Here is a 23,808-nt window from a genome sequence, read left to right on the forward strand (position 1 = left end):
GGCGCCGCCTGCCCGTGATTCGTGAGGGAACCGGGGTCGCGGGTTGCACCGGTGTTCTCACCGCGCTCTATCGACTGCGGGCGGGGCATAAGGTCTTGCCATGGCCAACTGGTCGTCGAGATCCACGTACCCCTCATCGCCACGGGGGCGCCAATCGGCTCCACCTGGCCGAGGAGCTCGGCGATCGTCCCCGACGACGTCGACTGTCCTTGGATCTTCGAAGTCGATGAATATCTCGCCGAGCGATCGGAGAAGGAGCAGTTCGAGGTGTTCGACGACGGTGAGGAGTTCGGCGACGCCTACCTGTACTTCATTACCGGCGCCGGCGAAGCCGGCGAGCTGGGCACGGGCCGACGCGTTCCCCTCACCTAGACTAGTGCCTCGTCAAGGAAGTTCGGCTGGTCAGTCACGCGAGGGGTTATCCGGCTCTTCTGCTTGATGTGTGGGTGGTCATCCGGATGTGACCCACGCTGAGCCACCGATCCCGGCGTCGGATCGCTGGAGGGTTTTACCCCGTTGGCGCGGCAAAACCCTCCTACGTCACAACCCCGCCAGCCACCACAGCCGCCCCGAGCGCGCGCCGCCGGCATCGGCCCCCAGCCCTGCTGGGGCCGAACCATTTGAGGGGTTCTCCCGCCACGTGGCCCGTTCTCCTACCGAAACTTCAAGGGAGAAGGGGCAATTTCAGGGGATTATCCGTACACCGCCTCGGGCTCGACCTCGTGGTAGCGCATCCCCAGATCCTAAAGACTTTGTACCGTGGGCGTATGGAGACGTTTGTGGGGACGGTTGTGGTTAATGACGGGGGCGGGGCTTGGGTGGAGGTGCCCGGCGAGGTGATTGCTGCGTTGGGGGGTGGGGGGCGGATTCCGGTGCGGGCTTCGTTTGACGGGGTTGAGTATCGGGGGTCGATCGCGTCGATGGGTGGGTGCATGGTGATCGGGATGCTGAAGGGGATCCGGACTCAACTGGGGAAGGGGGACGGTGATGCGGTGACCGTGACGGTCGAGCGGGATACGGCTGAGCGGACGGTCGTCGTACCGGAGGATCTGGCGGCAGCGCTCGAGGAGGCTGGGGTGCGGGAGGCGTTCGATGCCTTGAGCTACAGCCACCGGCGTGAGCACGTGAACGCAATCAACGACGCCAAGAAGCCGGAGACCCGGGTACGGCGGATCGCGAAGGCGGTCGAGATGCTCAAGTCCTCTTAAAGACGCCTGCAGCCGCACTGTGTCGGGTCGCCTGTGTCGACAGTATTCGCTAAGGTCCGGACAAAGTGCGCGGGGGTCGAGGAAGTGAGGACCAACGATGGCAGACACGACATCGACTGAGCACGGCAGATTCGCTCTGCCGACGAGGAACCTGCCCGCACCGCAGGTTCGCGACCTACCCGAACCACCCACCAACACCTGGAAGATCATCGGCCCCGGCATGGTCGGCGCCGGTGTCGGGCTGGCCTCCGGCGAGTTCATCCTGTGGCCGTACATCGCGAGCCAGGTCGGCCTGGTGTTCCTCTGGGGCGCCGTGGTCGGCGTGATCGTGCAGTGGTTCCTGAACATGGAGATCGAGCGGTACACGCTGGCAACTGGTGAGACAGCGTTGACCGGCTTCAACCGGTACTGGAAGCACTGGGGCCTGTTCTTCGCGATCATGACCTACTTCGCGAACATGTGGCCGGGCTGGGCGACCAGTTCGGCAGCGATGCTCACGTACCTGTTCGGCGCCGGGGATCCGCGCTGGATCGCGATCGGAATCCTGCTCGTGATCGGCCTGATCCTGACCTTCGCGCCGGTCGTCTACGTGATGCTCGAGCGGCTGATCTTCGTCAAGATCGCGGCCGTCGCCCTGCTGGTCGTGCTGGCGCTGGCGTTCGCTATCCGGGGCAAGACGTACGGCGCGCTCGGCGACGCCGTCACCAACCCGCAGTTCCCGGCCGACCAGCTCGGGTTCGCCCTGATCATGGGTGCGATCGCGTACGCCGGAGCCGGCGGCGGGCAGAACCTGGTGCAGAGCAACTGGATCCGGGACAAGGGCTTCGGCATGGGTGTGCACGTGCCGCGGCTGACCTCGCCGATCACCGGTGAGAAGGAGGCGGACCCGACCGCCAACGGCTACACCTTCGCCATCGACGACGCGAACATGGCTCGCTGGCGGCGCTGGTGGAAGTTCGCCAATGTCGAGCAGGGCCTGACCTTCGTGGCGATCACGGTGCTCACCATCGTGTTCACCTCGATGCTCGCGCACGCGACGCTGTTCGGGAACCCGGACGTCAAGAACAACATCAGCTTCCTGAAGATCGAGGGCACCACGCTGCAGTCGCTGGTCGGCGACTGGTTCGGCTACCTGTTCTGGGCGATCGGGGCGTTCTCGCTGTTCGCGGCGGCAGCCGGCATCGTCGACTACACGTCCCGGCTGACCGCGGACATGGTCAAGTCGCGCTATCTGCGCACCTCGGCGGTGAGCGAGTCCAAGCTGTACTTCTACCTGGTCTGGGGGCTCGTTGCCTTCGGCATCATGGTGCTGCTGGCCGGCCTGACCCAGCCGCTGGTGCTGCTGGTCATCTCCGCCTGTACCGCGGGCACGATGATGTTCTTCTACTCCGGCCTGCTGTGGTGGATGAACTCGCGGGCCCTGCCCAAGGCGATCCGGATCACGAAGCTGCGCACCGCGGTGCTGGCGTTCTCGTTCCTGGCCTTCGGCTTCCTGGCCGTGTTCACGATCATCGACCAGATCAAGAAGAACTTCTGACCCAACCCCGGGTACGGCGCTCCACCGCCGTACCCGGGTCCGTCAGGCCTACGGCAGTACGACGACCCCGCCCCAGCGTGGGGCGTAGGAGGGGACGGTCGAGAGGCAGTCGGCGATCGGCGGCTTCTCGGCGGACCAACTCCAGAGCCAGCTGATCCGGTCGACCTGCCCGTCCTTGAGCGAGAACGAGACCGGCTTGCCGACCTGGGCGGGATCGTCCGACCTGGTCACCACGCCGGTGGTGACCGCGACAGGGCCGCCGGTTTGCAAGCAGGTGAGCCGGCCTTCGAGGCTCGCCTTGCCCCGCTCGGTGAAGTGGAAGCTTCCCTGGACCTGGGTCGCGTCACCCCCGGCCGGCACGCGTGCGCTGAGGTCGAAGCGCAGCGCACTGCCGGTCGGGCTCGGACCACCGAGTACGGCGGCGACCGTCGTACCGTCGCCCGTCCGCACGTCCACCGCCGGACCGTTGCCCTGGGCACCGTGATGGCGCGCTCCCCCGTCGACTCGGAAGCCACCATCGGTCAGGGCGAAGTACGGCGCGGTGCCCTGCAGCGGGCTGACCGGGGCGCCGAAGAAGCCCCACGCCCAGCCGATCCGGTCGTGGTCGCCGCCGTCGTACACCGTCATCGCGACCGGCTTGCCGACGAACTCCAGGTCTATGTCGGGATGCTCCGCCGCGTCGATCACGCCGGTCACGATCGCGACCTCGTCGACGGCCTTCAGGCTGGTGATCCGGCCGCTGAACTCGGCCAGCAACCGGCCGTCCGGCTTGCGGTGGACGACGTGGAACGTTCCGGACGGATGCAGCGGATCGGTGGCCTGGCCGTCGATCTCGAACCGCACCGGATCGCCTTCCATCCCTGGCCATTCCGGCCCCAGTCGACCGCCCGCCGCGCCAGAGACCCGCATCACCGGGTCCTGACCGGCGGCAGCCGGCGATGCCAGCACGCCGATGGCCGCTAGCAGGGCCAGTGCTCCGGCGGGAACCAGTCGACGGACGAACTTCGGGCTGAGCACGTGAACTCCTTCGGATCCGGCCCGCCCGGCGCGGGCCACCCGAAGCACGCTGTCATTCACACCCCGTCGACGTGATCCATCCGGAGGACGAACGCCCTCCCTCGCACGAGGGAACTGTCAGCGCAGTGGGCCGTAGGGGCCGGGGGCGCCGTTGACGGTGGTGTACAGGGAGTAGACCGAGGTGGTCGCGGTCAGGAAGAGGCGGTTGCGTTTCGGGCCGCCCCAGACCAGGTTGGACACCGTCTCGGGCACCAGGAGCTTGCCGAGCAGGGTGCCGTCCGGGTGGTAGATGTGCACGCCGTCGGCGGCCGAGGCCCAGATCCGGCCCTCGGTGTCGAGCCGGATGCCGTCGAAGATCCCGTTGCCGCACTCCGCGAACAGCTCGCCGCCGGACAGTTTGTCGCCCTCCACGGTGAACACCCGCAGCGTGCCCTCCTCGGAGTCGGCGATGTAGAGCAGCGACTCGTCCGGCGAGAACGCCAGCCCGTTCGGCCGGTTGAAGTCGTCGGCGACCCGGGTCAGCACGCCGTCCGGCGAGACCCGGTAGACGTGGCAGCCGCCGGTCTCGATCTCGCTCTTATACCCCTCGTAGTCGCTGTCGATCCCGTACGCCGGGTCGGTGAACCAGACCGACCCGTCCCGCTTGACCACCACGTCGTTCGGGCTGTTCAGCCGCTTCCCGTCGTACTCGGAGGCCAGCACGGTCACGGCGCCGTGGTGCTCGGTCCGGGTGACCCGGCGGTTGCCGTGCTCACAGCTGACCAGACGGCCCTCGGTGTCGAGCGTGTGCCCGTTCGTGTTCCCAGCCGGGTGCCGGAAGACCGAGACCTGGTACGACGTCTCGTCCCAGCGCAGGATGCGGTCGTTCGGGATGTCGCTCCACAGCAGGTAGCGGCCGGCCGGTGAGTACACCGGGCCCTCCACCCACCGCCCGCCGGTCCACAGCCGCTCCAGCAGCCGGTCGCCGCGGATCCCGGCGAACCGGTCGTCCAGCTTCTCCCAGACGGCCGGCGCAGTACCGGCCAGCGGCTCCAGAATGCCCGTCATCGTCACTCCTCAGCAGGTCGACTCCCCGGTTCGCCGGAAAGCCTATTCCGTTTCGGTACGGCGTGCGCCCGCGGACCGGCCGGTGGACCTCCCGGACGAAACCATGGGACCGGCGCCGGACGGGGGCGCGTGCCTACCCCAATGAGTCAACACCGTGGAGAAATCCCCTTGAAGCTCGACACCGTCCGCGAGGACAAGGCGATCCTGAACGTCACCAGCAGGCTCGCCGACACCTTCGCCGACATCCACACTCCCGAAGACGTCGAGGCCGCCGTGCGGGTGGCCCGTGAACAGTTCGCCGACGACCCGGTCCGCGAGTACGTGCCGATCCTGGTCGAACGCATCGTCCGTACCCAACTCACTCCAGCCCCCGATCCCGTCGTACCGGAAACTCTCGCCGAGCCAACTGCTGAACAACGTGGCTCGCGGCCTGGCGTCGCGCTCCCGGCGGCGATCGCCGGGGTGCTCGTGGTCGCCACCATCGCCACCGTCGTGATCGTCCGGAACGGCGACGACGTCCAGGCATCTGGGATCACCACCGTCTCCGGCGTGATCGGCTCCGAGAAGCGCGCGTTCTTCGAGGATCCCGACGTCCAGGCCGCACTGGCGAAACACGGTCTCGCGGTGCAGGTCGACACCGCCGGGTCCCGCGAGATCGCCACCACGGTCGACCTGGCGAAGTACGACTTCGCGTTCCCGTCCAGCACGGTCGCGGCGGACCGGATCCAGCAGGGCTCCGCCGATCGCCCCGGTGTCGCGGGCAAGAAGTACGCCGTGTTCTCGTCGCCGATGGCGATCGCGACGTACCGGCCGATCGCCAACCTGCTGTCGGCGACCGGGATCGCGCGGCAGGTGAACGGGGTCTGGTACTTCGACATGCGCCGGTATATGGACCTCGCCAAGGCCGGCTGGCGGTGGGACGACATCCGCGGCAACACGACGTACCCGGTGCGCAAGCGGCTCCTGGTCACCACGACCGACCCGCGGACCTCGAACTCGGCGGCGATGTTCCTGTCGATCGCGAGCTACGTGGCCAACGGCCAGACCGTGGTGCAGGGCACGGCGGAGGAGCGGAAGGTGCTGCCGTACGTGACGCCGCTCTTCGTCAACCAGGGCTACACCGACAACTCCAGCGAAGGACCGTTCGAGGACTACCTGTCGCTCGGGATGGGCAAGACGCCGCTGGTGTGCATCTACGAGGCGCAGTTCGTGGACGCCGCCGTCCGCGGGAAGCTGAAGAGCGACATGGTGCTGATGTACCCGTCGCCGACCGTGCAGTCCAGGCACACGCTGCTGTCGCTCAAGCCGAACGGCGACAAGCTCGGTGAGCTACTGTCGACGGACCAGGAGCTCCAGCAGCTCGCCGCACAGCACGGGTTCCGGACTGCTGACCCGGACCAGTTCGCCAAGGTCGTCAGCGCCGGCAAGGTGCCGGTGGCCGAGCAGGTGGTCGACGTGGCCGACCTGCCGACGTACGACACGCTCGAGCGACTGCTAAACAGCGTCTCCAAGGCCTACCGCTGATCAGACTCCGCTTGCGGTGAGCAGCCACGACCACACGGACGTGGTCGCGGTGATGAACAGGCAGTTGCGCTTGGAGCCGCCGAAGGTCAGGTTGGACACGATGTCCGGCAGCAGCAGCTTGCCGATCAGAGTGCCGTCCGGGTCGAAGCAGTGGACGCCTTCATGCGTCGCCGCCCAGACCCGGCCGGCGCTGTCCAGCCGGATCCCGTCGAACATGCCGGCCGTGCACGGAGCGAACACCTCACCGCCACGCAGCTTGTCCCCGTCCACGTCGAACCGGCGGATGTGCTTGGCCGGTGTGTCCACGACGTACAACTGGGACTCGTCGCGCGAGAACGCCAGTCCGTTCGGACGGGTGAAGTCGTCCGCGACCACGGTCAGCACGCCGTCCGGCCCGATCCGGTAGACGTGACAGCCGTCGATCTCCTGCTCGGCCGCGTGCCCTTCGTAGTTCGAGGTGATCCCGTACGGCGGGTCGGTGAACCAGACCGAGTCGTCGCTCTTCACGACCACGTCGTTCGGGCTGTTCAGCCGGTTGCCGTCGAGGTGTGAGGCGAGCACCGTACGGCGTCCGTCGTACTCGGTCCGGATGACTTGGCGGTCGCCCTGCGAGCAACTGATCAGCCGGCCCTGCCGGTCGATGGTGTTGCCGTTGACGTACCCGGACGGCTCGCGGAAGACGGACACCTGGCCGGAGACCTCGTCCCAGCGGAGCATCCGGTCGTTCGGGATGTCGCTGAAGACCAGGCAGCGCCAGGCGGGTGAGTACACCGGTCCTTCCAGCCAGCGACCGCCGTCGTACAGGCATTCGACGTACTCGTCGCCGGCGACCTTGCGGAACCGGTCGTCGAGGACGACGAGCTCGGCCCGGATCCGGTGCGGCGGGGGTGACAGCGTGATGGTCATTTCGCCTCTCCATTGAATTTCATCCTGCTACTGTTGTAATCGATAGGATGAGATTTGGTAAAGGGTGACAATGACCATAGACGATACGGATCGGCGGCTGCTCAGCCTGCTACAGGAGGACGCCACCCAGTCGTACGCCGCCCTCGGACAGGCGGTCGGGTTGTCGCCGGGCGCGGCGCACGAGCGGGTCCGGAAGCTGAAGGCGGCAGGCGTCATCCGCCGGACCACGATCGAGGTGGACCCGGCCGCGCTCGGCCGCGGGGTCCTCGCCTACGTCCTGCTCGACGCGTCCGCCTGGATGGGCGACGAGCCGACACTGCAGGCGCTGCGGGACATCCCGGCGGTCGAGGAGGCGCACATCATCGCCGGTCCGGCGTCCGTGCTGGCCAAGGTCCGGACGGCGACCACCGAGGACCTCCAGGCGACGCTGCGCGCCCTGCACCAAGTGGACGGCGTGACGAGCACCCAGACGGTCGTCGTGCTGGAATCCTTCTTCGAGCGATCGCTTACGGTGTGAGCAACGCCCTGTCTCCCCGAAGGGGTGGTTCACCCTAGACTCGGGCTGGCCGAAGGGAGTCAGCTGTGTCCGACAGCAAGCAGATCACCAAGGTGCTGGTCGCGAACCGGGGCGAGATCGCCGTCCGGGTCGTCCGCGCCGCCGCCGACGCAGGGCTGGGCAGCGTCGCCGTGTACGCCGAGCAGGACCGCGACGCGCTGTTCGTCCGGCTCGCCGACGAGGCCTACTCACTGGACGGCGGGACACCGGCCGACTCCTACCTGAACATCGACAAGATCCTCGACGTCGCCGCTCGCTCGGGCGCAAACGCCGTACATCCCGGCTACGGCTTCCTGGCCGAGAACGCCGCCTTCGCCCAGGCCGTCATCGACGCCGGGCTGATCTGGATCGGCCCGCCGCCGTCGGCCATCGACTCCCTCGGCGACAAGGTCAAGGCGCGGCACATCGCCGACAAGGTCGGCGCCCCGCAGGTCCCGGGCACGCCGAACCCGGTCGCCGACGCTTCCGAGGTGGTTGCGTTCGCACAGGAGCACGGGCTGCCGATCGCGATCAAGGCGGCGTACGGCGGTGGCGGTCGCGGCATGAAGGTGGCCCGGACGCTGGACGAAGTGCCGGAGCTCTACGACTCCGCCGTACGCGAAGCCGTCTCCGCCTTCGGACGCGGCGAGTGCTTCGTCGAGCGGTACCTGGACAAGCCGCGGCACGTCGAGACGCAGTGCCTGGCCGATGCCCACGGCAACGTCGTGGTCGTGTCCACGCGGGACTGCTCGCTGCAGCGCCGGTACCAGAAGCTGGTCGAGGAGGCGCCGGCTCCGTTCCTGTCGGCCGAGCAGCTCGAGACGTTGTACTCCGCGTCCAAGGCGATCCTGCGCGAGGCCGGGTACGTCGGCGCCGGGACGTGCGAGTTCCTGGTCGGGCAGGACGGGCTGATCTCGTTCCTCGAGGTGAACACCCGGCTGCAGGTCGAGCACCCGGTCTCGGAGGAGGTCACCGGCCTGGACCTGGTCCGGGAGATGTTCCGGATCGCCCAGGGCGAGGAGCTCGGGTACGACGACCCGGTCGTGTCGGGGCACTCGATCGAGTTCCGGATCAACGCCGAGGACGCCGGACGAGGCTTCCTGCCGGCGCCGGGGACACTGACCCGCTGGCACGCGCCGTCCGGGCCGGGGATCCGGCTCGACGGTGGGTACGACCAGGGCGAGACCGTGCCGGGTGCCTTCGACTCGCTGGTGGCGAAGCTGATCGTCACCGGTCGCGACCGGACGCAGGCGCTGGAGCGGTCACGGCGGGCGCTGCGTGAGTTCGTGGTGGAGGGGATGCCTACGGTCATTCCGTTCCACGCCGCCGTGGTGTCTGATCCGGCCTTCGTCGGCGACGACGGGTTCAAGGTGCACACGCGCTGGATCGAGACCGAGTACGACAACCAGGTCCCGCCGTACGAGGGACCTGCGGCGGAAGCCGTTGAACCGGCGGAACGCGAGAAGGTCACCGTCGAGGTCGGCGGGAAACGCCTCGAGGTCGTGCTCCCAGCCGGCCTGGGCGCGGCCGCTGTCGCGGGTACATCCGCCGCCGGCACGAAGAAGAAGCCGACGCGACGGACGGGTGGATCCGGGAAGGGCTCTGCTGCTTCCGGCGACTCGCTCACCTCGCCGATGCAGGGCACGATCGTCAAGATCGCCGTCGAGGAAGGCGCGGTGGTTGCCGAGGGCGACCTCATCGTCGTCCTGGAGGCGATGAAGATGGAACAACCCCTGAACGCCCACAAGTCCGGCACCATCACCGCCCTCACCGCCGAGGTAGGCGCGACCGTCACCGCCGGCGCCATCCTCTGCGAAATCAAAGACTGAAGAACACGCCCAAAGGACACCGCTCCGCGGCGGCTGTCCTATTCGCCGCCTCCGGCGGGCGCGCCGACCGGTCTCACACGCAACCCCGGTCGGCGCCGACAAACCGTGGCTCGATGTGCTTTGGAGCGGACACCGCTCCGCAGCGGCTGTTCCGTAGCCGCCTTCGGCGGGGGCGCGTACTGGTGTCGCGCGGCCCCAGGATGGCGCTCGAGCCGTTCGAATGATCGACCCCGGGCTCGTTCGGCGGAAGCGTCGCCGGAATGAATTCGGATGATGTCTGGTCTCGAGGGCGTCAGGATGGGGGGCATGCTGAGTCCATCGGAGATCCGTCACCGACTGGGGGAAGGTGCCTCGGCGGCCCTCCGGGGTGATCGGGCGGTCTTGGACGAGGCCGCGTCCTGGCTTGCCTCGTTGACTGCGCGTGAGTTGTTGCGGATCGACTATCACGCCCGCCAGATCCGCTACGAAGGTCCAACGTTGGGACAGTCGCAGGACTGGAGCAAGGAGGTTCTGGCGAGTCCCGTGCCGGTCGTCGCGGCACTGGCCAGCATGCACCCTGACGGCTATCTGCGTGAGCGCGCCGTTCGGTCGTTGGCCGAGTCTCTCGATCGGTTGAGCGATCGCGCGCTGGCAGTCCGAGTCACCGACCACGTCGGGGTTATCCGCGAAACGGCCGCGCGAGAGGTGTTGCGGCGTACTTCGCTGGAGCAGGCCGACCACCTGGTGCCTGTGTTGCATCGGATCGAGCAGCGCGGCCGAGGGGCTGACGTCCTGCCGCAGTATCTGCAGGCCTTGGTCACAGAGCACGGCGAAGCAGAGGTGTGGGCTCGCTTGCGAATCTCCGGCGACCACCATCTTCGGCGCGTCGCCGTCCGCCACAGCTTCGAGTCCGGACTGCTTGGGCTGCAGGATGCGGTCGCGCTTCTTCCCGCAGAGAGGGACGCAGTCGTCCGTCGACGGCTCATAGCTGTCATCGCCGACTCGGCACCTCCCAAGGTCATCGCGACGGTGTTGCTTCGCGGCCGCTCCGCCGAGGGTCGCGCCATCGGCTTGGTGAGGCTGGCGGCTGCTGAGCTGGACTCTGCCGACGTCGAGCGGCTCCTGGTAGACCGCTCGATGCTCATGCGGCTGTGGGGACGACGTCGCTGGCAGGAGATGTGGCGCGACCCAATCACAACCTATGCCGAGGTCGCGCGTTCCGCCGCCGAGCCGATCGTGCGCGCTTGCGCTTACACCGGGCTCGAGGAGACCGGTACGGCGATCGAGCGCCAAGAGATCCTCGACCTCGACCTCGTCCACAGCGCAGAACTCCCGCTGCGGAAGGTTGGCCTGTCGCTCCTCCGGGAGCGCGCCACCGCCGACGACCTACCGTTGCTGCTCTCCTTCGTGGCGGGCGACCAGTCCCGTGTGGCTCGGCTCGCGGGCGAGGTCCTCATCCGCAGTCCCCAGGTGTGGGCTGTTTCCGACCTTGCCGGGCTCAAGGCGGCAGAGGACGCCGAACTTCGTCGCCGGGCGTGGTGGATCCACCGAAACCGCGGCGGTTGGGAAGCAGTCGTCGCCGATCTCGAACTCCTCCGCGACCCGGACCCACAGTTGGCCACGGTGCATCGGCAACTGGTGCCGCCGATGTACTTCAAGCCCACCGACGCGCAGCGACAGCGCATCGCAGACCTGCTCGCCACCGCACGTCTCGACCGCGGTCAACGCCTCACCATCGCCGTGGCCGCGGGACTCCCCGATCTGGCAGACACCTTCAAGGCGCAGACTTCCGTGGCAGTCCCGAACCCGGGCCCGGCGCCCGTCGCGGCTCAGAGACCTTGGTGGCGCATCTGGAACCGTCCTTCGAGCAGGTAAAGAACCGCACTGCACAGAGGGCGTGCGACCGCGTACCAGCGCCCTCTAGCACTCGGCGCCTGTGGGTATGGGGGTTGCTGGAGTTACTCCGGGAGTTGTTGCCTCGCAGATTGGCTCGCTGCCGGACTCGCAGGCCGTGCAGCCGCCCAGGACGAGTAACGCCACTGCGAACATACAAGCAACCTTCGTACGCACTGCTTCACCTCCGGATCAGCAAGCAGCGAGTGCTTTCACTTTCGACGCCCTGCTCAGGATGAGGGGTCGTAGCGGGTCGCTAGGGCGGTGGCGCGGTTGTGGAGGGCAGTGCGTAGGGAGTGGGGGGTCAGGGCTTCGGCGTCTAGGGCGAGTTGCCATAGGGCCCACACGGCGTGGCGGGTGTCTTGGAAGGTGGCTTCCAGGCGTAGCCAGCCGTCTGGGTCGAGGGTCTCGGTGAGGACGGCCAGGGCGGTGTTTGCGAGTTCCTCTCGGCGGGTTGGGTTCATCCGGAGTAGGACGGTGATCTGGTCGCCGCCGGCGCGGAAGCGGGTGCTGCGTTCCTGCCAGATCTGGTCCAGGTCGACCCGGTCCGGTCGCTGGGCCGGTTCGGGGAGTTCCTCGGCGGCCTGGATGCGGGACAGGCGGTACGTGCGGTCCGCGCCGGAGGTTGTGGCCAGCAGGTAGCCCTTGTCTCGCACGGTGACCAGGCCGATCGGGTCCACCGTGCGCCATTTCGGGGCCTTCTCCGCCGCGGCGTACTGGATGCGCAGCTTGTGACCGGCGGCCACGGCGCGCCGGATCTCGATCATGGTTGCGCTGGGCAACTCTGCAACGGCGAGCGGGCGGGAGAGGAGGTCGTTCTCGGGGTCGACGAGAAACCTTTGGGCCGCGTCGCTGGCGGTGGTCCGGTGGCTTTCGGGCAGGGCGTCGACCACCTTGCGCATGGCCGAGGCGAGCGCCGAGCCAAGTCCGAACACCTGCTCGCCGCGCTTCGAGCCGGCGGTCAGCAAGGCAAGCGCTTCGTCGTGATTCAGACCGGTGAGTTCGGTCCGAAAGCCCGGCAGCAACGCGAACCCGCCATGCCTGCCGCGTTCGGCGTAGACCGGTACGCCGGCCGCGGACAGCGCCTCGATGTCGCGCAGCACGGTGCGGGTGGACACCTCCAGCTCGCTGGCCAGGACGTCCGCAGTCAACCGACCCCGCTGGCGCAGCAGCAGCACCAGTGAGACCAACCGGTCGGCGCGCATGAGAGAACTCTATCGGAATACACGACACAAGGTGTCGTGATTGCTTGGAAGGCTCCTCGACGTACGGAGCAACGGATCGAATGGAGCTGATGTGGCACTGCAACGAACGGCGGTCAACCCGGTGGAGTGGTCGGTTGAGCTGGGCTTCAACCAAGGCGAGCTCGTCTCCGGGCACACCCGGACCCTCTACATCTCGGGGCAGACCGCGATGGACAAGGACGGCAAGCCCCAACACGACGGTGACATGGCGGCACAGTTGGCGCTAAGCCTCGACAACCTGGAGGCCGTACTCAGCGAGGCTGGCATGTCCCTCTCTGACCTCGTCCGGCTCAACGTCTACACCACTGACGTCGATCTGCTCTTCCAGCAGTACGGCGTCCTGGCGTCGCGACTGGGCACCGTCGGGGTGGCGCCGACCACCACGATGCTCGGGGTGACACGGCTCGCGATCCCCGGCCAACTGGTCGAGCTCGAGGGAACCGCGGTCGCATGACGGCACAGCTTCTCGTGCCGGTCGAGCCGGCACGAGAAGCTGGCAGAGAGGTGATTGTCGATGTTCAGATTGTTGACAATCGGCGTCTACGACTTCGACGCCGAGTCGTTCCTGCAACGACTGATGGACGCTGACGTTCGCCTGCTGATCGACGTACGTCAGCGCCGTGGTGTCCGCGGACCCGAGTACGCCTGGGCGAACTCACTCCGGCTGCAGGCGGCCCTCGCCCAAGCCGGGATCGCGTACGAGCACCACCTCGAGCTCGCCCCAACCACCGAGCTACGCCAACTCCAGTACGCCGAGGACGACCGTCAGGGAGTCGGCAAGCGCTCCCGCTGCCGACTCTCTCCCGAGTACATCCACCGCTACACCACCGAAATCCTCGACACCGCCGACCTCACACCAATCCTGTCGAGCGGCAGGGTCGCGGCGCTGCTCTGTGTTGAGCGCGACCCAGAGGCCTGCCACCGCTCACTAATTGCCGAGCGCCTGAGCGAGCAGTACGGCGTAACGGTCAAGCACCTGCGCCCGTAAGCAAGTCTCACGGTCGTCCGGCGGTGAGGTCGAGGCCGATCCCGGCGGGCGTCATCAGAGTCAGCCGGTTGTAGTCGATGGCGAAGGTGACCTTGGCCGAAAGTGTGGTCAGGATCGCGGTCTCCACTTCGGCGGTTTGGCCTGTGCACGCGCGATCGGTGGCGAGGACGGCGCAGGTCAGCTCTGTTCCGGCGCGGGTGACGGTGCCGGAGAGTTCGTTGGCGCCGGTCGAGCCGGTCAGACGCTCGCCGTCGAAGGTGAGCCACGCCGGCTCGGCGGAATGGTGGTGGTGGAACAGGTCGCCGTTCGTGATGGTGGCGATGAGCTTCCAGCGGATCCCGTCGAGTGGGAAGTCGGGTTCGACGATCCGCCTGTCGAGCAACGTGATCGTCGTACCGGCTGAGGTGAGGGTGAGCTGATCGCCGTCCAGGTGCCAGCTGGGCCTGCTGGTCAGGAATTCACTCAGCCACTCGTCCTGGGCCCGGAGTGGTGGCGTGCAGCCGCGTGCGGTGCCGCCGAATCCATCGATCCACAACCTGCCGTCGGTCAGCAACTCACCGGCCGCGACGGCGGCTTTGAGCCGATTGCAGCCGGCGTGGGCCCCGAGGACGTCGTACACACGCGGTCCCTCCGCGTTCAGGTTGGGTACTTCGGCGAACGTCAGCCGGAGGCGCGTGTTCGGGACGAGATGCCTGGGCTTGCCGTCCTCCGTCACCGCGGTGGACAAGTACGTCTTGCCCATCGGTGAACCGCCCATGTTCGACTCCTCTCCCACCGGCTCAGTGCGTGAGTTGGGACTCGAGGCCGGTGAGGATGGTGTTCAGGCCGAAGGTGAAGGTGTTGTCGGGGGCGGCGGTGTAGTCGGTGGCGGCGGGGGTGTTGAGGCGTTTGCGGAGGGTGGGGTAGGCCATGGCGATGTCCTTGGCCTCGGTCATTGTGTGTTCCAGGGCTTGGGCGGGGTCCTGGCCGGTGCGGGTCAGGCGGCGGGTCAGGGAGACTTGCGCGGCGGAGCCCAGAGCGCTGCCGGCCACGTAGATGAAGACGGTTGCGGCGGCGAGGTCGGCGTCGGCGGGGGTGAAGCCGGCCTTCTCGTAGAGGGACAGCGTGGCGTCGTCGTAGCGGGCTTTGCCGGGACCGTAGAGGAGGTAGCTGCCGAGCGCCTGGCCGTACCAGGGGTGCCGCGCCAGCATCTCGTGGAGTGCGGTGGCCAACGCACCCGCGGCCCCGCGCCAGTCGCCGTCGAGATCGGGAAGCTCGATCTCCGCCCAGATTGCGTCGCCGGCGAGGCGGACCAACTCGTCCTTGGTCTTCACGTGCCAGTAGACGGCCGTGGCCGCCGTACCGAGCCGCTCCCCCAGGGCGCGCATGTTCAGCCCGTCCAGGCCCACCTCGTCCAGCAACCCGACGGCGGCGGCCACGATCTGCTCGACGGTCAACGTGTTCCTCGGCATGCCAGCAGCTTAGTTGAACTTAGTACAGCGACTTATGATCCATAGGGTGTCGACACCGGTGCTCGCCACGAAGCTGTTCCCACCCGCCAAGCGGCCCGAGGTGGTCGCTCGCCCCCGGCTGGCCGACCGACTGGACAGCACCCTGCAGCCCGGGCACCGGCTCACCCTGGTCTCCGCACCGCCCGGCTTCGGCAAGACCACGCTGCTCAGCGAGTGGGCAAGGACTCAGGATCGCGTGGCCTGGCTGTCCCTCGACGAGGGCGACAACGCGCCGCCACGCTTCATGGCCCACCTCGCGGCCGCGCTCTCCCGTATCGGTCTCGACCTGGACGTCGATGCACTCAACGCCGCCTCCACATCTGCCGCACTGGTTGCCGTCGTCAACGAACTGATGCGGCGGCCCGACCACGCGCTGCTCGTGCTCGACGACTACCACGTGATCGAAGCACCCGAGGTGCATGAGGCAATGACCTTCCTCCTCGACCACGCGCCGGACCACCTGCACCTCCTGGTCGCAACCCGAACCGATCCGCCGTTCCCGCTGCCACGACTGCGCAGTCGCGGCCAACTGACCGAGGTACGTGCGGCAGACCTCCGCTTCGCACCCGCGGAGGCCCAGGAATTCCTCAACGACGCGATGGGCCTGCGCCTCGGCGACGATGACGTACGACGACTGGACGAGCGCACCGAGGGCTGGATCGCCGGCCTCCAACTCGCCGCACTGTCCCTCCGCGGTACGGCGGACCGCGCAGACGTCGCCGAGTTCATCGCGGACTTCACCGGCAGCCACCGCTTCGTCATCGACTACCTGGTCGACGAGGTCCTCGCCCGCCAGAGTGCCGAGGTGCGCAACTTCCTGCTCCGGACCGCGGTGCTCGACCGGCTGACCGGTCCCCTGTGCGACGCCCTCACCGGCAGGACGGACCGCGGCCAAGCACTGACAGACCTGGACCGCGGCAACGTCTTCCTGGTCCCGCTGGACGCCGAGCGCTCCTGGTACCGGTACCACCACCTCTTCCGCGACGTCCTCCGCGCCCGCCTGTTGGCAGAGGCTCCAGCTGAGGTCCCGGTGCTGCATCGAGCGGCAAGCGCCTGGTACGCCGAACATGACCTCGTCGCGGACGCCGTACGCCATTCCCTGGCCGCCGGTGACCACGACCGTGCCGCCTACCTGATCGAGGAAGCGCTGCCGCAGGTACGCCGGGCCCGCCAGGACAGTCTGCTGCTGGAGTGGATACGGTCGCTGCCGGAGTCCGTCGTACGTCGGAGCCCTGTCCTCAGCATCGCGTCCGGCTGGTCGCAGATGCTGGCCGGCGACCTGGACGGGATGGAGCACCGGCTGGACGACGTCGAGGCGGCACTGGCGGCTGGCGCTAACGACACAGCGCTTGCTGCGACATGGGCCGACACCGAGGACCTGCGCACCGCACCGGCGACGCTGTGGGTCTACCGGGCGGCGCTGGCGCAGGCGAGAGGCGACGTACCGGCCACTGTGCGCCATGCGCGGCACGCACTGGAGCTTGCGGGTGCTGACGACCACTTCGTACGCGGTGCGTCGGCTGGGTTCCTTGGGCTGGCTGCTTGGGCTGCCGGTGATGTGCCGGAAGCCTTGTCGACGTTCTCGGAAGCAGTGCGCAGCCTGCACGCCGCGGGGAACCTGGTCGACGAACTGGACAGCACAGTGGTGCTCGGCGACATGTGGCTCAGCGCCGGGCGTCCCCAGCGGGCGCGTGGTCTCTACGAGAAGGCGCTGGCGTCTGCCTCCGGACCGCCGTACCCGCGGGCCTTCGCCGACCTGCACGTGGGACTCGCCGAGCTGGACCGCGAGCTGAATGAGCTGGCCGGCGCAGAGGAGCACCTCGAGACCGCACGGGTCCTTGGTGAGCGCGGGTCGATCACCGAGAACCGGCACCGCTGGTACGTCGCCATGGCGCAAGTGCACGGAGCTACGGGCGACCATGCTGCGGCGAAGCAACTACTCGACCAGGCCGCGGACATCTATCGGCCGGGCTCCTATCCCGACCTCCGCCCGATCCCCGCGATGCGGGCGCGGATCTGCATCGCGGAGGGCGACCTCGACGCGGCCGCGGAGTGGGCCGACGGCGTGACTGATGAGCTGTCTTACCTGCATGAATACGAGCACCTCACGCACGTGCGGCTCCTGCTCGCGCGCGACTCGACGGGGGCGCTGGAGGATGCACTGGCCCTCCTGCAACGACTGCACGCCGACGCGAAGCCGACGCGCGCCGGCAGCCTCCTGGAGATCGGCATGCTGCAAGCGCTGACGTTGCACGCGCGCGGTCAAGCATCCGAGGCCCTCGCTGACCTGAACCGGGCACTCACCACCGCACCAGAACCCGATGCCTACGTGCGTCTGTTCCTGGACGAAGGTGCTCCGATGCTGGCCCTGCTGCACGACGCCGGCTCCAGCCAGTACGACGTACTGCGCCGACACGCCCGACGGCTCCTCGACGGCGTTGGTACACCCCCTCCGGCGTCGCTGCCCACCACGCTGAGCGAGCGGGAGCTCGACGTACTGCGGCTGCTCGCCAGCGAGCTCACCGGTCCGGAGATCGCCCGCCACCTGTTCGTCTCGCTGAACACGCTGCGCACGCACACCAAGCGCATCTTCACCAAGCTCGACGTCAACACCCGCTCCGCCGCCGTCCGCCGCGGCCGCGAGCTCGGCCTGCTGTAACAGTCACATCGTCAGTCACCAGATGTGGTGACGTCTGGTCACCACCTCGCGCCCTACGTTCCGGACATAGCCAAGCACCACCGGAACCAAGGAGCTGACGATGACCATCACCGCAACCACCCTCACCCGGGCCTCCGGGGCCGCCGCTGTCGCTGCTGGACTGCTCTTCGTCGGCGTCCAGATCGGCCACCCACACCTGGACGCCACCTCCATCACCACGACCGAGGTCGTCGTACGGAGCACCCTGAAGGCCGTGATGGCCGTGCTGGCGTTGGCCGGCATCACCGGCATGTACGTGAGCCAAGTACGGCGGAACGGCCTGGTGGGACTCGTCGGCTACGCGCTGCTCAGCGTCGGCTACCTCGCCATCATGAGTACGGCGCTGACGGCGGGCTACCTGCTACCGGCCATCGCCGACACCAACCCCGGCTTCGTGAACGACATCATCGCCGTCTCCACTGGCAACACCCCGACCGGTGACGTCGGCCTGTTCTCGACCGTCGTACGGGTCCAGGACATCGGCTACCTGGCCGGCGGCCTCGTCTTCGGCATCGCCCTCTTCCGAGCCCGCGTCCTGACCCGCTGGGCAACCTTGCTCCTCGCCGCCGGCGGCGTGGTGACCATCGCCCTCTCCGTCATGCCAGATGCCTTCTACCGCCTCCTCGCCTTCCCCAACGGCATCGCCATGATCGCCCTCGGCTACTCGCTCTGGCGCACCACCCGCACCGCCACTTCCGAGGCAACCCCGGTCACCGCAGGTGCGAAATGACGGAGTACGCCGCCTCTCGCAACCTGCCCGCGCCGCCTCGCCCGCGGCGCGGTCGGGAGGGCTCGAGTTGGCGGGTTCCGACCGCACTGCTCGCGCTGACGATCTTCCCGCTCGTCGCCGGATCGCTCCGGCTTCTGGAGCTCGCCGGCGGTCCACAGGTGCTGCCTACGAACCCTCGCATCGACGCCTCGCCTGCTCCGGTCGTCGTACACGTTGTCTCCGCCGCGGTGTACGCGGTCGTCGGCGCGTTCCAGTTCCCAGCGCGGCTGCGTCGCCGGCACCGCGCCTGGCACCGCCGCGCCGGTCGCGTACTCGTCGGAGCCGGCCTGCTCGTCGCGGGCTCCGGGCTCTGGATGACGCTCTTCTACGCCGGCGCCCCCGGCGGCGACCTGCTCTGGACCGCCCGCCTCATCGCAGGCTCCGCCATCGCAACCAGTCTGGTCCTCGGGTTCACCGCCGTACGACGCCGCAACTTCGCAGCCCACCGAGCCTGGATGATCCGCGCCTACGCCCTCTCGGTAGCAGCCGGCACCCAGGTCTTCACCCAAGGCCTCGGCGAAGGCGTCTTCGGCACCACCAGCCTGACCACGGCCCTATCAGTCAGCTCCGGCTGGCTGATCAACCTAGTCGCAGCCGAGTGGCTCATCCGCCACCCCGCCGTACGCCGAGCGCGAGCAACCAAGGAGCCCTGACCATGCCACCCCCTCCCCGAACCTACGAACTCCGCATCGCCGGCCACCTGGACCACCACTGGTCAACCTGGTTCGACGGCCTCACCCTCACCCACGAACGCGACGGCACCACCACCCTGCGCGGCCCCGTATCGGATCAAGCAGCACTGCATCGCCTACTCGCCCAAATCCACAACCTCGGCGCCACCCTCATCTCCCTCACCTCCAACCGCTGAATTCCATCGACTCAGGTCGCAGGATGGCGCGACCTGGGGCTGATGTGTGCGCAGGGTAGCCCGGGCAGGGTTTCGGTATGAATCGAACTCACGTGCCCGTACTTGCAGTGTCCGGTGCCGCGCTCGCCTCGGCTGTTGCTTTGGTCGTCGGTCCTGGCGCCGACTATGCGCGGATCTTCCCGCCATCCTGGCTGGGTCTGATCGGAGCGGGTCTGGCCGTGCTGTCCCTCGCGCTGCAACGACATCGCGCGGTCGCGGGCTGGGCGGCGGTGGTCGTGCTCCTCGGCGCATCCGGCGGCGTGATGCTGGACGGGTTTCGCGCCTTCTTCGCGGTGACCGGCATCCCGGCCGGCGAGTTCGCGTCCGTCGACTGGCCCGGTGCGGTCGCCAGGGGACTCGACCTCGTCGCGGCCCTGACGACGATAGTGTTCACGTGGCGCGCAAGGCCGGCGGCCGTACCGGTCGGAGCTCGATGGATGCTCGGCTGGGGAGGAGTGGTGTTGTCGGTGCCGTACCCGCTCCTGAAGTTCGCGTGGTGGTTGGAGGGCGGCAGCGGGTTCCCCGCGATGGAGCTGACCGCGTTCGCCACCGCAGCTGTCTGGGTCGTTCTGCTCACCACTACCTCGCCCGGACACGGTCTGCTGCGGTTCGTCCTGGCCGCCGGCGGATGGTTCTCGTCTCTCGCGCTGCTCAGTATGGGCGGTTTGATGGTGTTCGGCCTCCTTGCGCAGGTCACGCAGGTGGCGGGTGCGCCAGTCAGGTTCGGCACCGGTGCGGCGTCGTTGACGGTGACCGGCGTGTACGGCTCGTGGCTGGCACTCGGTGTCGTGATGCTGGCGTCGACCTTGCTGTTTCTCGACGCGGCAGCGGTCCCGGCGAAGCGATCCGAGGTCGCGGTGTGAGGTCGCCGTCGGCTGCGATCGCGCTGGTCGCGGCGGTCGTACTGCTCCCGTTCACCACGGTGATGGCGTTCCAGTCTCTGCCGTTGACGTCGGCCTGGGTCGTGACTGCCCTGGCTGCGGGCACCCACGCGGCGGTGGCCTGGCGGCGCGAACGGCCTGTACTGGCCTTGGCTTTGGTGGCCCTTGGCGTCGCCGGCCAGGCTGTCTGCACCGGGTTGTTCTTCCTCCTTCCGTCCACCCTCGTCGTACTCCTGGTGATCTACGCGGCGGCGGCCTACGGGAGCCGGGTGATGTCCCTGGCTGTCGGTCTCGCCGGCGCGGGCGGGACGACGATTCGCTACGCCATCGATCCGGACGTGGTGAGGTCCGGGTTCGGGCCGGTCCCCTGGCTGCTGTTGATACTGCTCGTCGCCGTGGTCGGGGTCGCCTGGACCATGGGCCTGCTCCGTCGGGCCCAGCTCGACGCCGCGGTCCTGGCCGCCGAGAGCGCGGAGTTCGAACGACGGGAGCGGGAACGGCGCGCGGTCGCCGACGAGCGCGCCCGCATCTCGCGCGACCTGCACGACATCCTGGCCCACTCCCTGACCGTGATCGTCGGCCAGTCCCGCGTCGCCCGCTTCGACCCCGCGAAGGCCGATACCGCGCTCGAGGTCATCGAGGACACCGCTCGTTCCTCGCTGAGCGATCTGAGAGCCACACTGCGGACTCTGCAAGAGACGACCGATCTGCAGCCGCAACCAATGCTGACGCAGGTGCCGGGACTGCTCGCGCGGGTTCGCGGTGCAGGCCTCGACGTCAACCACACGGTGGAGGGCACTCCGCGGGCGCTCGGTGCTGCCACCGAACTCGCCCTCTACCGATTCGTCCAGGAAGCCCTGACCAACGCAGCCAGGCATGCCGCCGGCGCAGCGGTCGGCTATCGGGAGCACTGGCAGACTGACCGGGTGACGATGACCTTCACGAACGCACGACGGTCAGCCGTTGCGGTTCCCGGCGTACCAGGTCTTGGCCTGGTCGGTATGCGCGAGCGGCTCGCCGCGGTGGGCGGGCAGTTGGTGGTACGGACCGAGCGGACCTTCACCGTCACGGCTGAGGTGCCGTACCACCCAAAGGTGTCGGCGTGATCCGGGTCTTCGTCGCCGATGACCAGGATCTGGTCCGCGCCGGCGCCGTCGCATCGGTGAACGCACAACCGGACATGACTGTGGTCGGTGAGGCCGCCGACGGATTACAGACGGTCCGCTCTGTCGAGGGCAGCAGGGCCGATGTCGTTCTGCTGGATCTCCGGATGCCGATCCTGGACGGTATCGAGGCGACTCGGCGGATCGTTGCGTCGGACCACGACGCCCGGATCCTGGTGCTGACCACATTCGACACCGACGAGTACGTGTACGCGGCGCTGCGGGCGGGCGCGTCGGGCTTCGTCGTCAAGGACGCGCCGGTCACCGAGATCGCTGCCGCGATCCGCGCCGTCCACCGTGGCGACGCCGTCCTCTCGCCGTCGGTGACTCACCGGGTGGTCGAACAACTGCTGGCCTTCGCACCGGATCCGGCGGCCCGACAGGCGACCGCGGGACTGCTGAGCGACCGCGAACTGGAGATCGTCCGGCTGGTCGCCGACGGCCGCAGCAACGCGGAGATCGCCGCCACGGTCTTCCTCTCCGAGGCCACCGTGAAGACCCACATCGGCCGCGTCCTGACCAAGCTGGACCTCCGTGATCGCGTCCAGATCGCCATCTGGGCCCACCGACACGGCATCGCCCGCTAGTTCAGGCTGCGAGTAGGTCGCCGCAGAAGGAGCGGATGGCGCGGTTGACGGTCTCGGGCCGCTCCCAAGGCATGAAGTGGCCGGCTCCCTTGACCCAGAACGGACCGACCGCTTCGGGGAAGGCGAGCGCGCACCGCTCCTCGATGTGGTTGCGGATGGTCACCTGGTCGGTCCCGATCAGCAGCAGCGCCGGCTGCTGGACCGGACGGTCGATCTGCTCCGGGGCTGACAGCGGCCGGGTACCCATGACGACCTCGTAGTCGGCGAAGGCGGCCCGCAGCCGGGCGGCGGCGCCGTACGGCTCGGTCAGGAAGGCCAAGTCCTCGTCATCGAAGGCATCGGGCGGACACCAGAGGCGATGTCCGTAGAACTCGGCCACGTAACGCCGCCGCTGCTCGGGTGTCGCGAGCTCGGCGACCAGGGCGTCGGCGTCGAGCCCTTGGCGGCGCTGGTAGTCGTAGACGGCGGGTTTGGGATCGATCGACGGGATACCCGCCGCCGCGAACGCCTCACCCAGATCGGGCATGGAGTCGTCCAGGATCACCAGCCGCTCGACCCGATCGGGGTGGCGGTTGGCCATGTCGATGGCGATCATCGCGCCGAGATCATGCCCGGCGACGACCACGCGACCCCAGCCGAGCTGGTCGAACAGACCAGTCAGGTCAGTGTTGAACGCGTTGAAATCGTAGAAGTCATCCGGCGCGAAATCGGAGTCGCCGTACCCACGCAGATCCGGCGCGACGACATCAAACCCCGCCTCAGCCAACGGCACGAGATTGTGCGACCAGATCCGGCTCGTACACGGGAACCCATGGACCAACAGCAGCGGCACACCACCATCCCCACGCCGCCGCACCGCCAAGTGGTGCCCCTGCCTCACCTCGATCCGCACCGGCCTGACAACCTCAGCAGGAAGACTCATGCAGCCTGGTCTACACGATCCCCCAGTCCAGCAAGCACAACGTCACCTGGGCCCTGGAGTCAGCAGTCGACCCGCGGCCGCTCCGATCGGTCAACGGCGCACCCGGTAGCGCAGGTGAAGCACCCGGTTGCCCTGAATCACCACGTCAGGATCCTCCAACAGGTGCTGCGCGTCGACTGACCCGAAGTAGCGCTTGCCGGACCCGAACACGACGGGTACGACGTCCATGCGCACCTCGTCGACCAGACCGGCGGCAAGCATCTGGCCACCGACGTCGCCGGCGGCGACCTCGACTATGCGGTCACCGGCAAGCTCCTGTGCCTTGGCCATGGCAGCCTCGATGCCGTCGACGAAGTGGAACGGCGCCTCGGGGTCCCAGCCCTCGGGCTTCGGCCGGTGCGTCACGACGACCACGTGGTCGACCCCAGCCGGAGGCTTCCCGTCCCAGCCGTCGGTCAGGTCGAAGACGTGGCGGCCGGCGACTGTCACCCCGATCTGGTCCCAGTACTCCCTGGTGTAGTCGAACGACACCTGCGACACCTTGAGCACTCCGCTCTCGTCCAACGGGACGTCACCGCTGGTCAACCAGTCGAACAGCGGTCCGGGCTGGTCTTTCTCGTCCGCGATGAAGCCGTCCACCGACACCGTGCTGTACATGACCACCTTGCCCACGGCGCTCTCCTC

General features: G+C 68.1%; 24 protein-coding genes. 16 read left to right on the top strand and 8 right to left on the bottom strand.

Going from position 1 to position 23,808, the window contains the following annotated elements:
* Window positions 1-51 precede the first annotated feature (51 nt).
* From ACIBL3_RS26460 to ACIBL3_RS26470, 3 genes are all read left to right on the top strand, one after another.
* Window positions 52-372, top strand: a complete 321-nt coding sequence (locus ACIBL3_RS26460) for a hypothetical protein (protein WP_396356260.1) — start codon at window positions 52-54, stop codon at window positions 370-372.
* A gap of 395 nt (window positions 373-767) precedes the next feature.
* Window positions 768-1,208, top strand: coding sequence for a YdeI/OmpD-associated family protein (locus ACIBL3_RS26465; RefSeq protein WP_396356261.1), 441 nt, complete (start codon window positions 768-770; stop codon window positions 1,206-1,208).
* A gap of 97 nt (window positions 1,209-1,305) precedes the next feature.
* Window positions 1,306-2,745 carry an Nramp family divalent metal transporter gene (locus tag ACIBL3_RS26470; protein ID WP_396356263.1) on the top strand — a complete coding sequence of 480 codons (1,440 nt, stop codon included), beginning with the start codon at window positions 1,306-1,308 and terminating at the stop codon, window positions 2,743-2,745.
* Window positions 2,746-2,793: 48 nt separating this feature from the next.
* Here the strand turns inward: ACIBL3_RS26470 and ACIBL3_RS26475 are convergent, their stop codons facing one another.
* Together ACIBL3_RS26475 and ACIBL3_RS26480 are read right to left on the bottom strand one after the other, a co-directional pair.
* Window positions 2,794-3,762 carry a hypothetical protein gene (locus ACIBL3_RS26475; RefSeq protein WP_396356264.1) on the bottom strand — a complete coding sequence of 323 codons (969 nt, stop codon included), beginning with the start codon at window positions 3,760-3,762 and terminating at the stop codon, window positions 2,794-2,796.
* 117 nt (window positions 3,763-3,879) lie between these two features.
* The gene (locus tag ACIBL3_RS26480; RefSeq protein WP_396356265.1) at window positions 3,880-4,809 is read right to left on the bottom strand and encodes an SMP-30/gluconolactonase/LRE family protein; all 930 of its coding nucleotides are present in this window, start codon (window positions 4,807-4,809) and stop codon (window positions 3,880-3,882) included.
* Window positions 4,810-4,977: 168 nt separating this feature from the next.
* Between ACIBL3_RS26480 and ACIBL3_RS26485 the strand changes: the two genes are divergently transcribed.
* Window positions 4,978-6,333, top strand: a complete 1,356-nt coding sequence (locus ACIBL3_RS26485; RefSeq protein WP_396356266.1) for a three-helix bundle dimerization domain-containing protein — start codon at window positions 4,978-4,980, stop codon at window positions 6,331-6,333.
* Here ACIBL3_RS26485 and ACIBL3_RS26490 read toward each other — a convergent pair whose 3' ends face one another.
* Entirely contained in the window at window positions 6,334-7,239 is a 906-nt protein-coding gene (locus ACIBL3_RS26490; RefSeq protein ID WP_396356267.1) for an SMP-30/gluconolactonase/LRE family protein, read from the bottom strand.
* A gap of 70 nt (window positions 7,240-7,309) precedes the next feature.
* Between ACIBL3_RS26490 and ACIBL3_RS26495 the strand changes: the two genes are divergently transcribed.
* The 3 genes from ACIBL3_RS26495 to ACIBL3_RS26505 all read left to right on the top strand — a co-directional run bounded on the left by ACIBL3_RS26495 (window position 7,310) and on the right by ACIBL3_RS26505 (window position 11,457).
* A complete protein-coding gene (locus ACIBL3_RS26495) occupies window positions 7,310-7,756 on the top strand; it encodes an Lrp/AsnC family transcriptional regulator (protein WP_396356268.1) in 447 nt (148 codons plus the stop codon).
* A gap of 83 nt (window positions 7,757-7,839) precedes the next feature.
* Window positions 7,840-9,603, top strand: a complete 1,764-nt coding sequence (locus ACIBL3_RS26500) for an acetyl/propionyl/methylcrotonyl-CoA carboxylase subunit alpha (protein ID WP_396356369.1) — start codon at window positions 7,840-7,842, stop codon at window positions 9,601-9,603.
* Window positions 9,604-9,909: 306 nt separating this feature from the next.
* A complete protein-coding gene (locus ACIBL3_RS26505) occupies window positions 9,910-11,457 on the top strand; it encodes a hypothetical protein (protein WP_396356269.1) in 1,548 nt (515 codons plus the stop codon).
* A 248-nt stretch (window positions 11,458-11,705) separates the two neighbouring features.
* On the opposite strand, the gene ACIBL3_RS26510 is transcribed toward ACIBL3_RS26505, so the two are convergent.
* Entirely contained in the window at window positions 11,706-12,680 is a 975-nt protein-coding gene (locus ACIBL3_RS26510; RefSeq protein WP_396356270.1) for a helix-turn-helix transcriptional regulator, read from the bottom strand.
* A 97-nt stretch (window positions 12,681-12,777) separates the two neighbouring features.
* Here ACIBL3_RS26510 and ACIBL3_RS26515 point away from each other — a divergent pair, with 97 nt between their 5' ends.
* Both ACIBL3_RS26515 and ACIBL3_RS26520 read left to right on the top strand, forming a co-directional pair.
* Window positions 12,778-13,173 (top strand): RidA family protein, encoded by a 396-nt coding sequence (locus ACIBL3_RS26515; RefSeq protein WP_396356370.1) that lies wholly within the window; start codon window positions 12,778-12,780, stop codon window positions 13,171-13,173.
* 60 nt (window positions 13,174-13,233) lie between these two features.
* Window positions 13,234-13,707, top strand: a complete 474-nt coding sequence (locus ACIBL3_RS26520; protein ID WP_396356271.1) for a DUF488 family protein — start codon at window positions 13,234-13,236, stop codon at window positions 13,705-13,707.
* Between the two features lie 7 nt (window positions 13,708-13,714).
* Here the strand turns inward: ACIBL3_RS26520 and ACIBL3_RS26525 are convergent, their stop codons facing one another.
* Window positions 13,715-14,464 (bottom strand): META domain-containing protein, encoded by a 750-nt coding sequence (locus ACIBL3_RS26525; protein ID WP_396356273.1) that lies wholly within the window; start codon window positions 14,462-14,464, stop codon window positions 13,715-13,717.
* Between the two features lie 22 nt (window positions 14,465-14,486).
* Window positions 14,487-15,158, bottom strand: a complete 672-nt coding sequence (locus ACIBL3_RS26530) for a TetR/AcrR family transcriptional regulator C-terminal domain-containing protein (RefSeq protein ID WP_396356274.1) — start codon at window positions 15,156-15,158, stop codon at window positions 14,487-14,489.
* Window positions 15,159-15,204: 46 nt separating this feature from the next.
* Between ACIBL3_RS26530 and ACIBL3_RS26535 the strand changes: the two genes are divergently transcribed.
* From ACIBL3_RS26535 to ACIBL3_RS26565, 7 genes are all read left to right on the top strand, one after another.
* On the top strand, window positions 15,205-17,856 hold the full coding sequence (locus ACIBL3_RS26535) for a LuxR C-terminal-related transcriptional regulator (RefSeq protein ID WP_396356275.1): 2,652 nt from the start codon (window positions 15,205-15,207) through the stop codon (window positions 17,854-17,856).
* Between the two features lie 100 nt (window positions 17,857-17,956).
* On the top strand, window positions 17,957-18,625 hold the full coding sequence (locus ACIBL3_RS26540; RefSeq protein WP_396356276.1) for a hypothetical protein: 669 nt from the start codon (window positions 17,957-17,959) through the stop codon (window positions 18,623-18,625).
* Entirely contained in the window at window positions 18,622-19,317 is a 696-nt protein-coding gene (locus ACIBL3_RS26545; protein ID WP_396356277.1) for a DUF2306 domain-containing protein, read from the top strand. The genes ACIBL3_RS26540 and ACIBL3_RS26545 overlap by 4 nt, the downstream gene beginning before the upstream one ends.
* A gap of 2 nt (window positions 19,318-19,319) precedes the next feature.
* Window positions 19,320-19,532, top strand: coding sequence for a hypothetical protein (locus ACIBL3_RS26550; RefSeq protein WP_396356278.1), 213 nt, complete (start codon window positions 19,320-19,322; stop codon window positions 19,530-19,532).
* Between the two features lie 77 nt (window positions 19,533-19,609).
* Window positions 19,610-20,434: a hypothetical protein gene (locus ACIBL3_RS26555; protein WP_396356279.1), complete on the top strand. Its 825-nt coding sequence runs from the start codon at window positions 19,610-19,612 to the stop codon at window positions 20,432-20,434.
* Window positions 20,431-21,558 carry a sensor histidine kinase gene (locus ACIBL3_RS26560; RefSeq protein WP_396356280.1) on the top strand — a complete coding sequence of 376 codons (1,128 nt, stop codon included), beginning with the start codon at window positions 20,431-20,433 and terminating at the stop codon, window positions 21,556-21,558. Before ACIBL3_RS26555 ends, ACIBL3_RS26560 begins: the two co-directional genes overlap by 4 nt.
* Complete coding sequence (locus ACIBL3_RS26565) at window positions 21,555-22,202, top strand: response regulator (protein WP_396356281.1); 648 nt, start codon at window positions 21,555-21,557, stop codon at window positions 22,200-22,202. The genes ACIBL3_RS26560 and ACIBL3_RS26565 overlap by 4 nt, the downstream gene beginning before the upstream one ends.
* 1 nt (window position 22,203) lies before the next feature.
* On the opposite strand, the gene ACIBL3_RS26570 is transcribed toward ACIBL3_RS26565, so the two are convergent.
* Window positions 22,204-23,034 (bottom strand): alpha/beta fold hydrolase, encoded by an 831-nt coding sequence (locus tag ACIBL3_RS26570; protein WP_396356282.1) that lies wholly within the window; start codon window positions 23,032-23,034, stop codon window positions 22,204-22,206.
* A gap of 180 nt (window positions 23,035-23,214) precedes the next feature.
* Window positions 23,215-23,796 carry a dihydrofolate reductase family protein gene (locus ACIBL3_RS26575; RefSeq protein ID WP_396356283.1) on the bottom strand — a complete coding sequence of 194 codons (582 nt, stop codon included), beginning with the start codon at window positions 23,794-23,796 and terminating at the stop codon, window positions 23,215-23,217.
* Window positions 23,797-23,808: the final 12 nt, after the last annotated feature.

Origin of the sequence: Kribbella sp. NPDC050124, from assembly GCF_044460355.1 — a bacterium.
GTDB lineage: Bacteria > Actinomycetota > Actinomycetes > Propionibacteriales > Kribbellaceae > Kribbella.

Excerpts from the sequence above, each read along its gene's own strand:
- ACIBL3_RS26540 (WP_396356276.1), top strand. The coding sequence starts at position 17,957 with ATGACCATCACCGCAACCACCCTCACCCGGGCCTCCGGGGCCGCCGCT.
- ACIBL3_RS26530 (WP_396356274.1), bottom strand. The coding sequence starts at position 15,158 with ATGCCGAGGAACACGTTGACCGTCGAGCAGATCGTGGCCGCCGCCGTC.
- ACIBL3_RS26545 (WP_396356277.1), top strand. The coding sequence starts at position 18,622 with ATGACGGAGTACGCCGCCTCTCGCAACCTGCCCGCGCCGCCTCGCCCG.
- ACIBL3_RS26490 (WP_396356267.1), bottom strand. The coding sequence starts at position 7,239 with ATGACCATCACGCTGTCACCCCCGCCGCACCGGATCCGGGCCGAGCTC.
- ACIBL3_RS26480 (WP_396356265.1), bottom strand. The coding sequence starts at position 4,809 with ATGACGGGCATTCTGGAGCCGCTGGCCGGTACTGCGCCGGCCGTCTGG.
- ACIBL3_RS26510 (WP_396356270.1), bottom strand. The coding sequence starts at position 12,680 with ATGCGCGCCGACCGGTTGGTCTCACTGGTGCTGCTGCTGCGCCAGCGG.
- ACIBL3_RS26470 (WP_396356263.1), top strand. The coding sequence starts at position 1,306 with ATGGCAGACACGACATCGACTGAGCACGGCAGATTCGCTCTGCCGACG.
- ACIBL3_RS26465 (WP_396356261.1), top strand. The coding sequence starts at position 768 with ATGGAGACGTTTGTGGGGACGGTTGTGGTTAATGACGGGGGCGGGGCT.
- ACIBL3_RS26550 (WP_396356278.1), top strand. The coding sequence starts at position 19,320 with ATGCCACCCCCTCCCCGAACCTACGAACTCCGCATCGCCGGCCACCTG.
- ACIBL3_RS26525 (WP_396356273.1), bottom strand. The coding sequence starts at position 14,464 with ATGGGCGGTTCACCGATGGGCAAGACGTACTTGTCCACCGCGGTGACG.
- ACIBL3_RS26520 (WP_396356271.1), top strand. The coding sequence starts at position 13,234 with ATGTTCAGATTGTTGACAATCGGCGTCTACGACTTCGACGCCGAGTCG.
- ACIBL3_RS26495 (WP_396356268.1), top strand. The coding sequence starts at position 7,310 with ATGACCATAGACGATACGGATCGGCGGCTGCTCAGCCTGCTACAGGAG.
- ACIBL3_RS26555 (WP_396356279.1), top strand. The coding sequence starts at position 19,610 with ATGAATCGAACTCACGTGCCCGTACTTGCAGTGTCCGGTGCCGCGCTC.
- ACIBL3_RS26505 (WP_396356269.1), top strand. The coding sequence starts at position 9,910 with ATGCTGAGTCCATCGGAGATCCGTCACCGACTGGGGGAAGGTGCCTCG.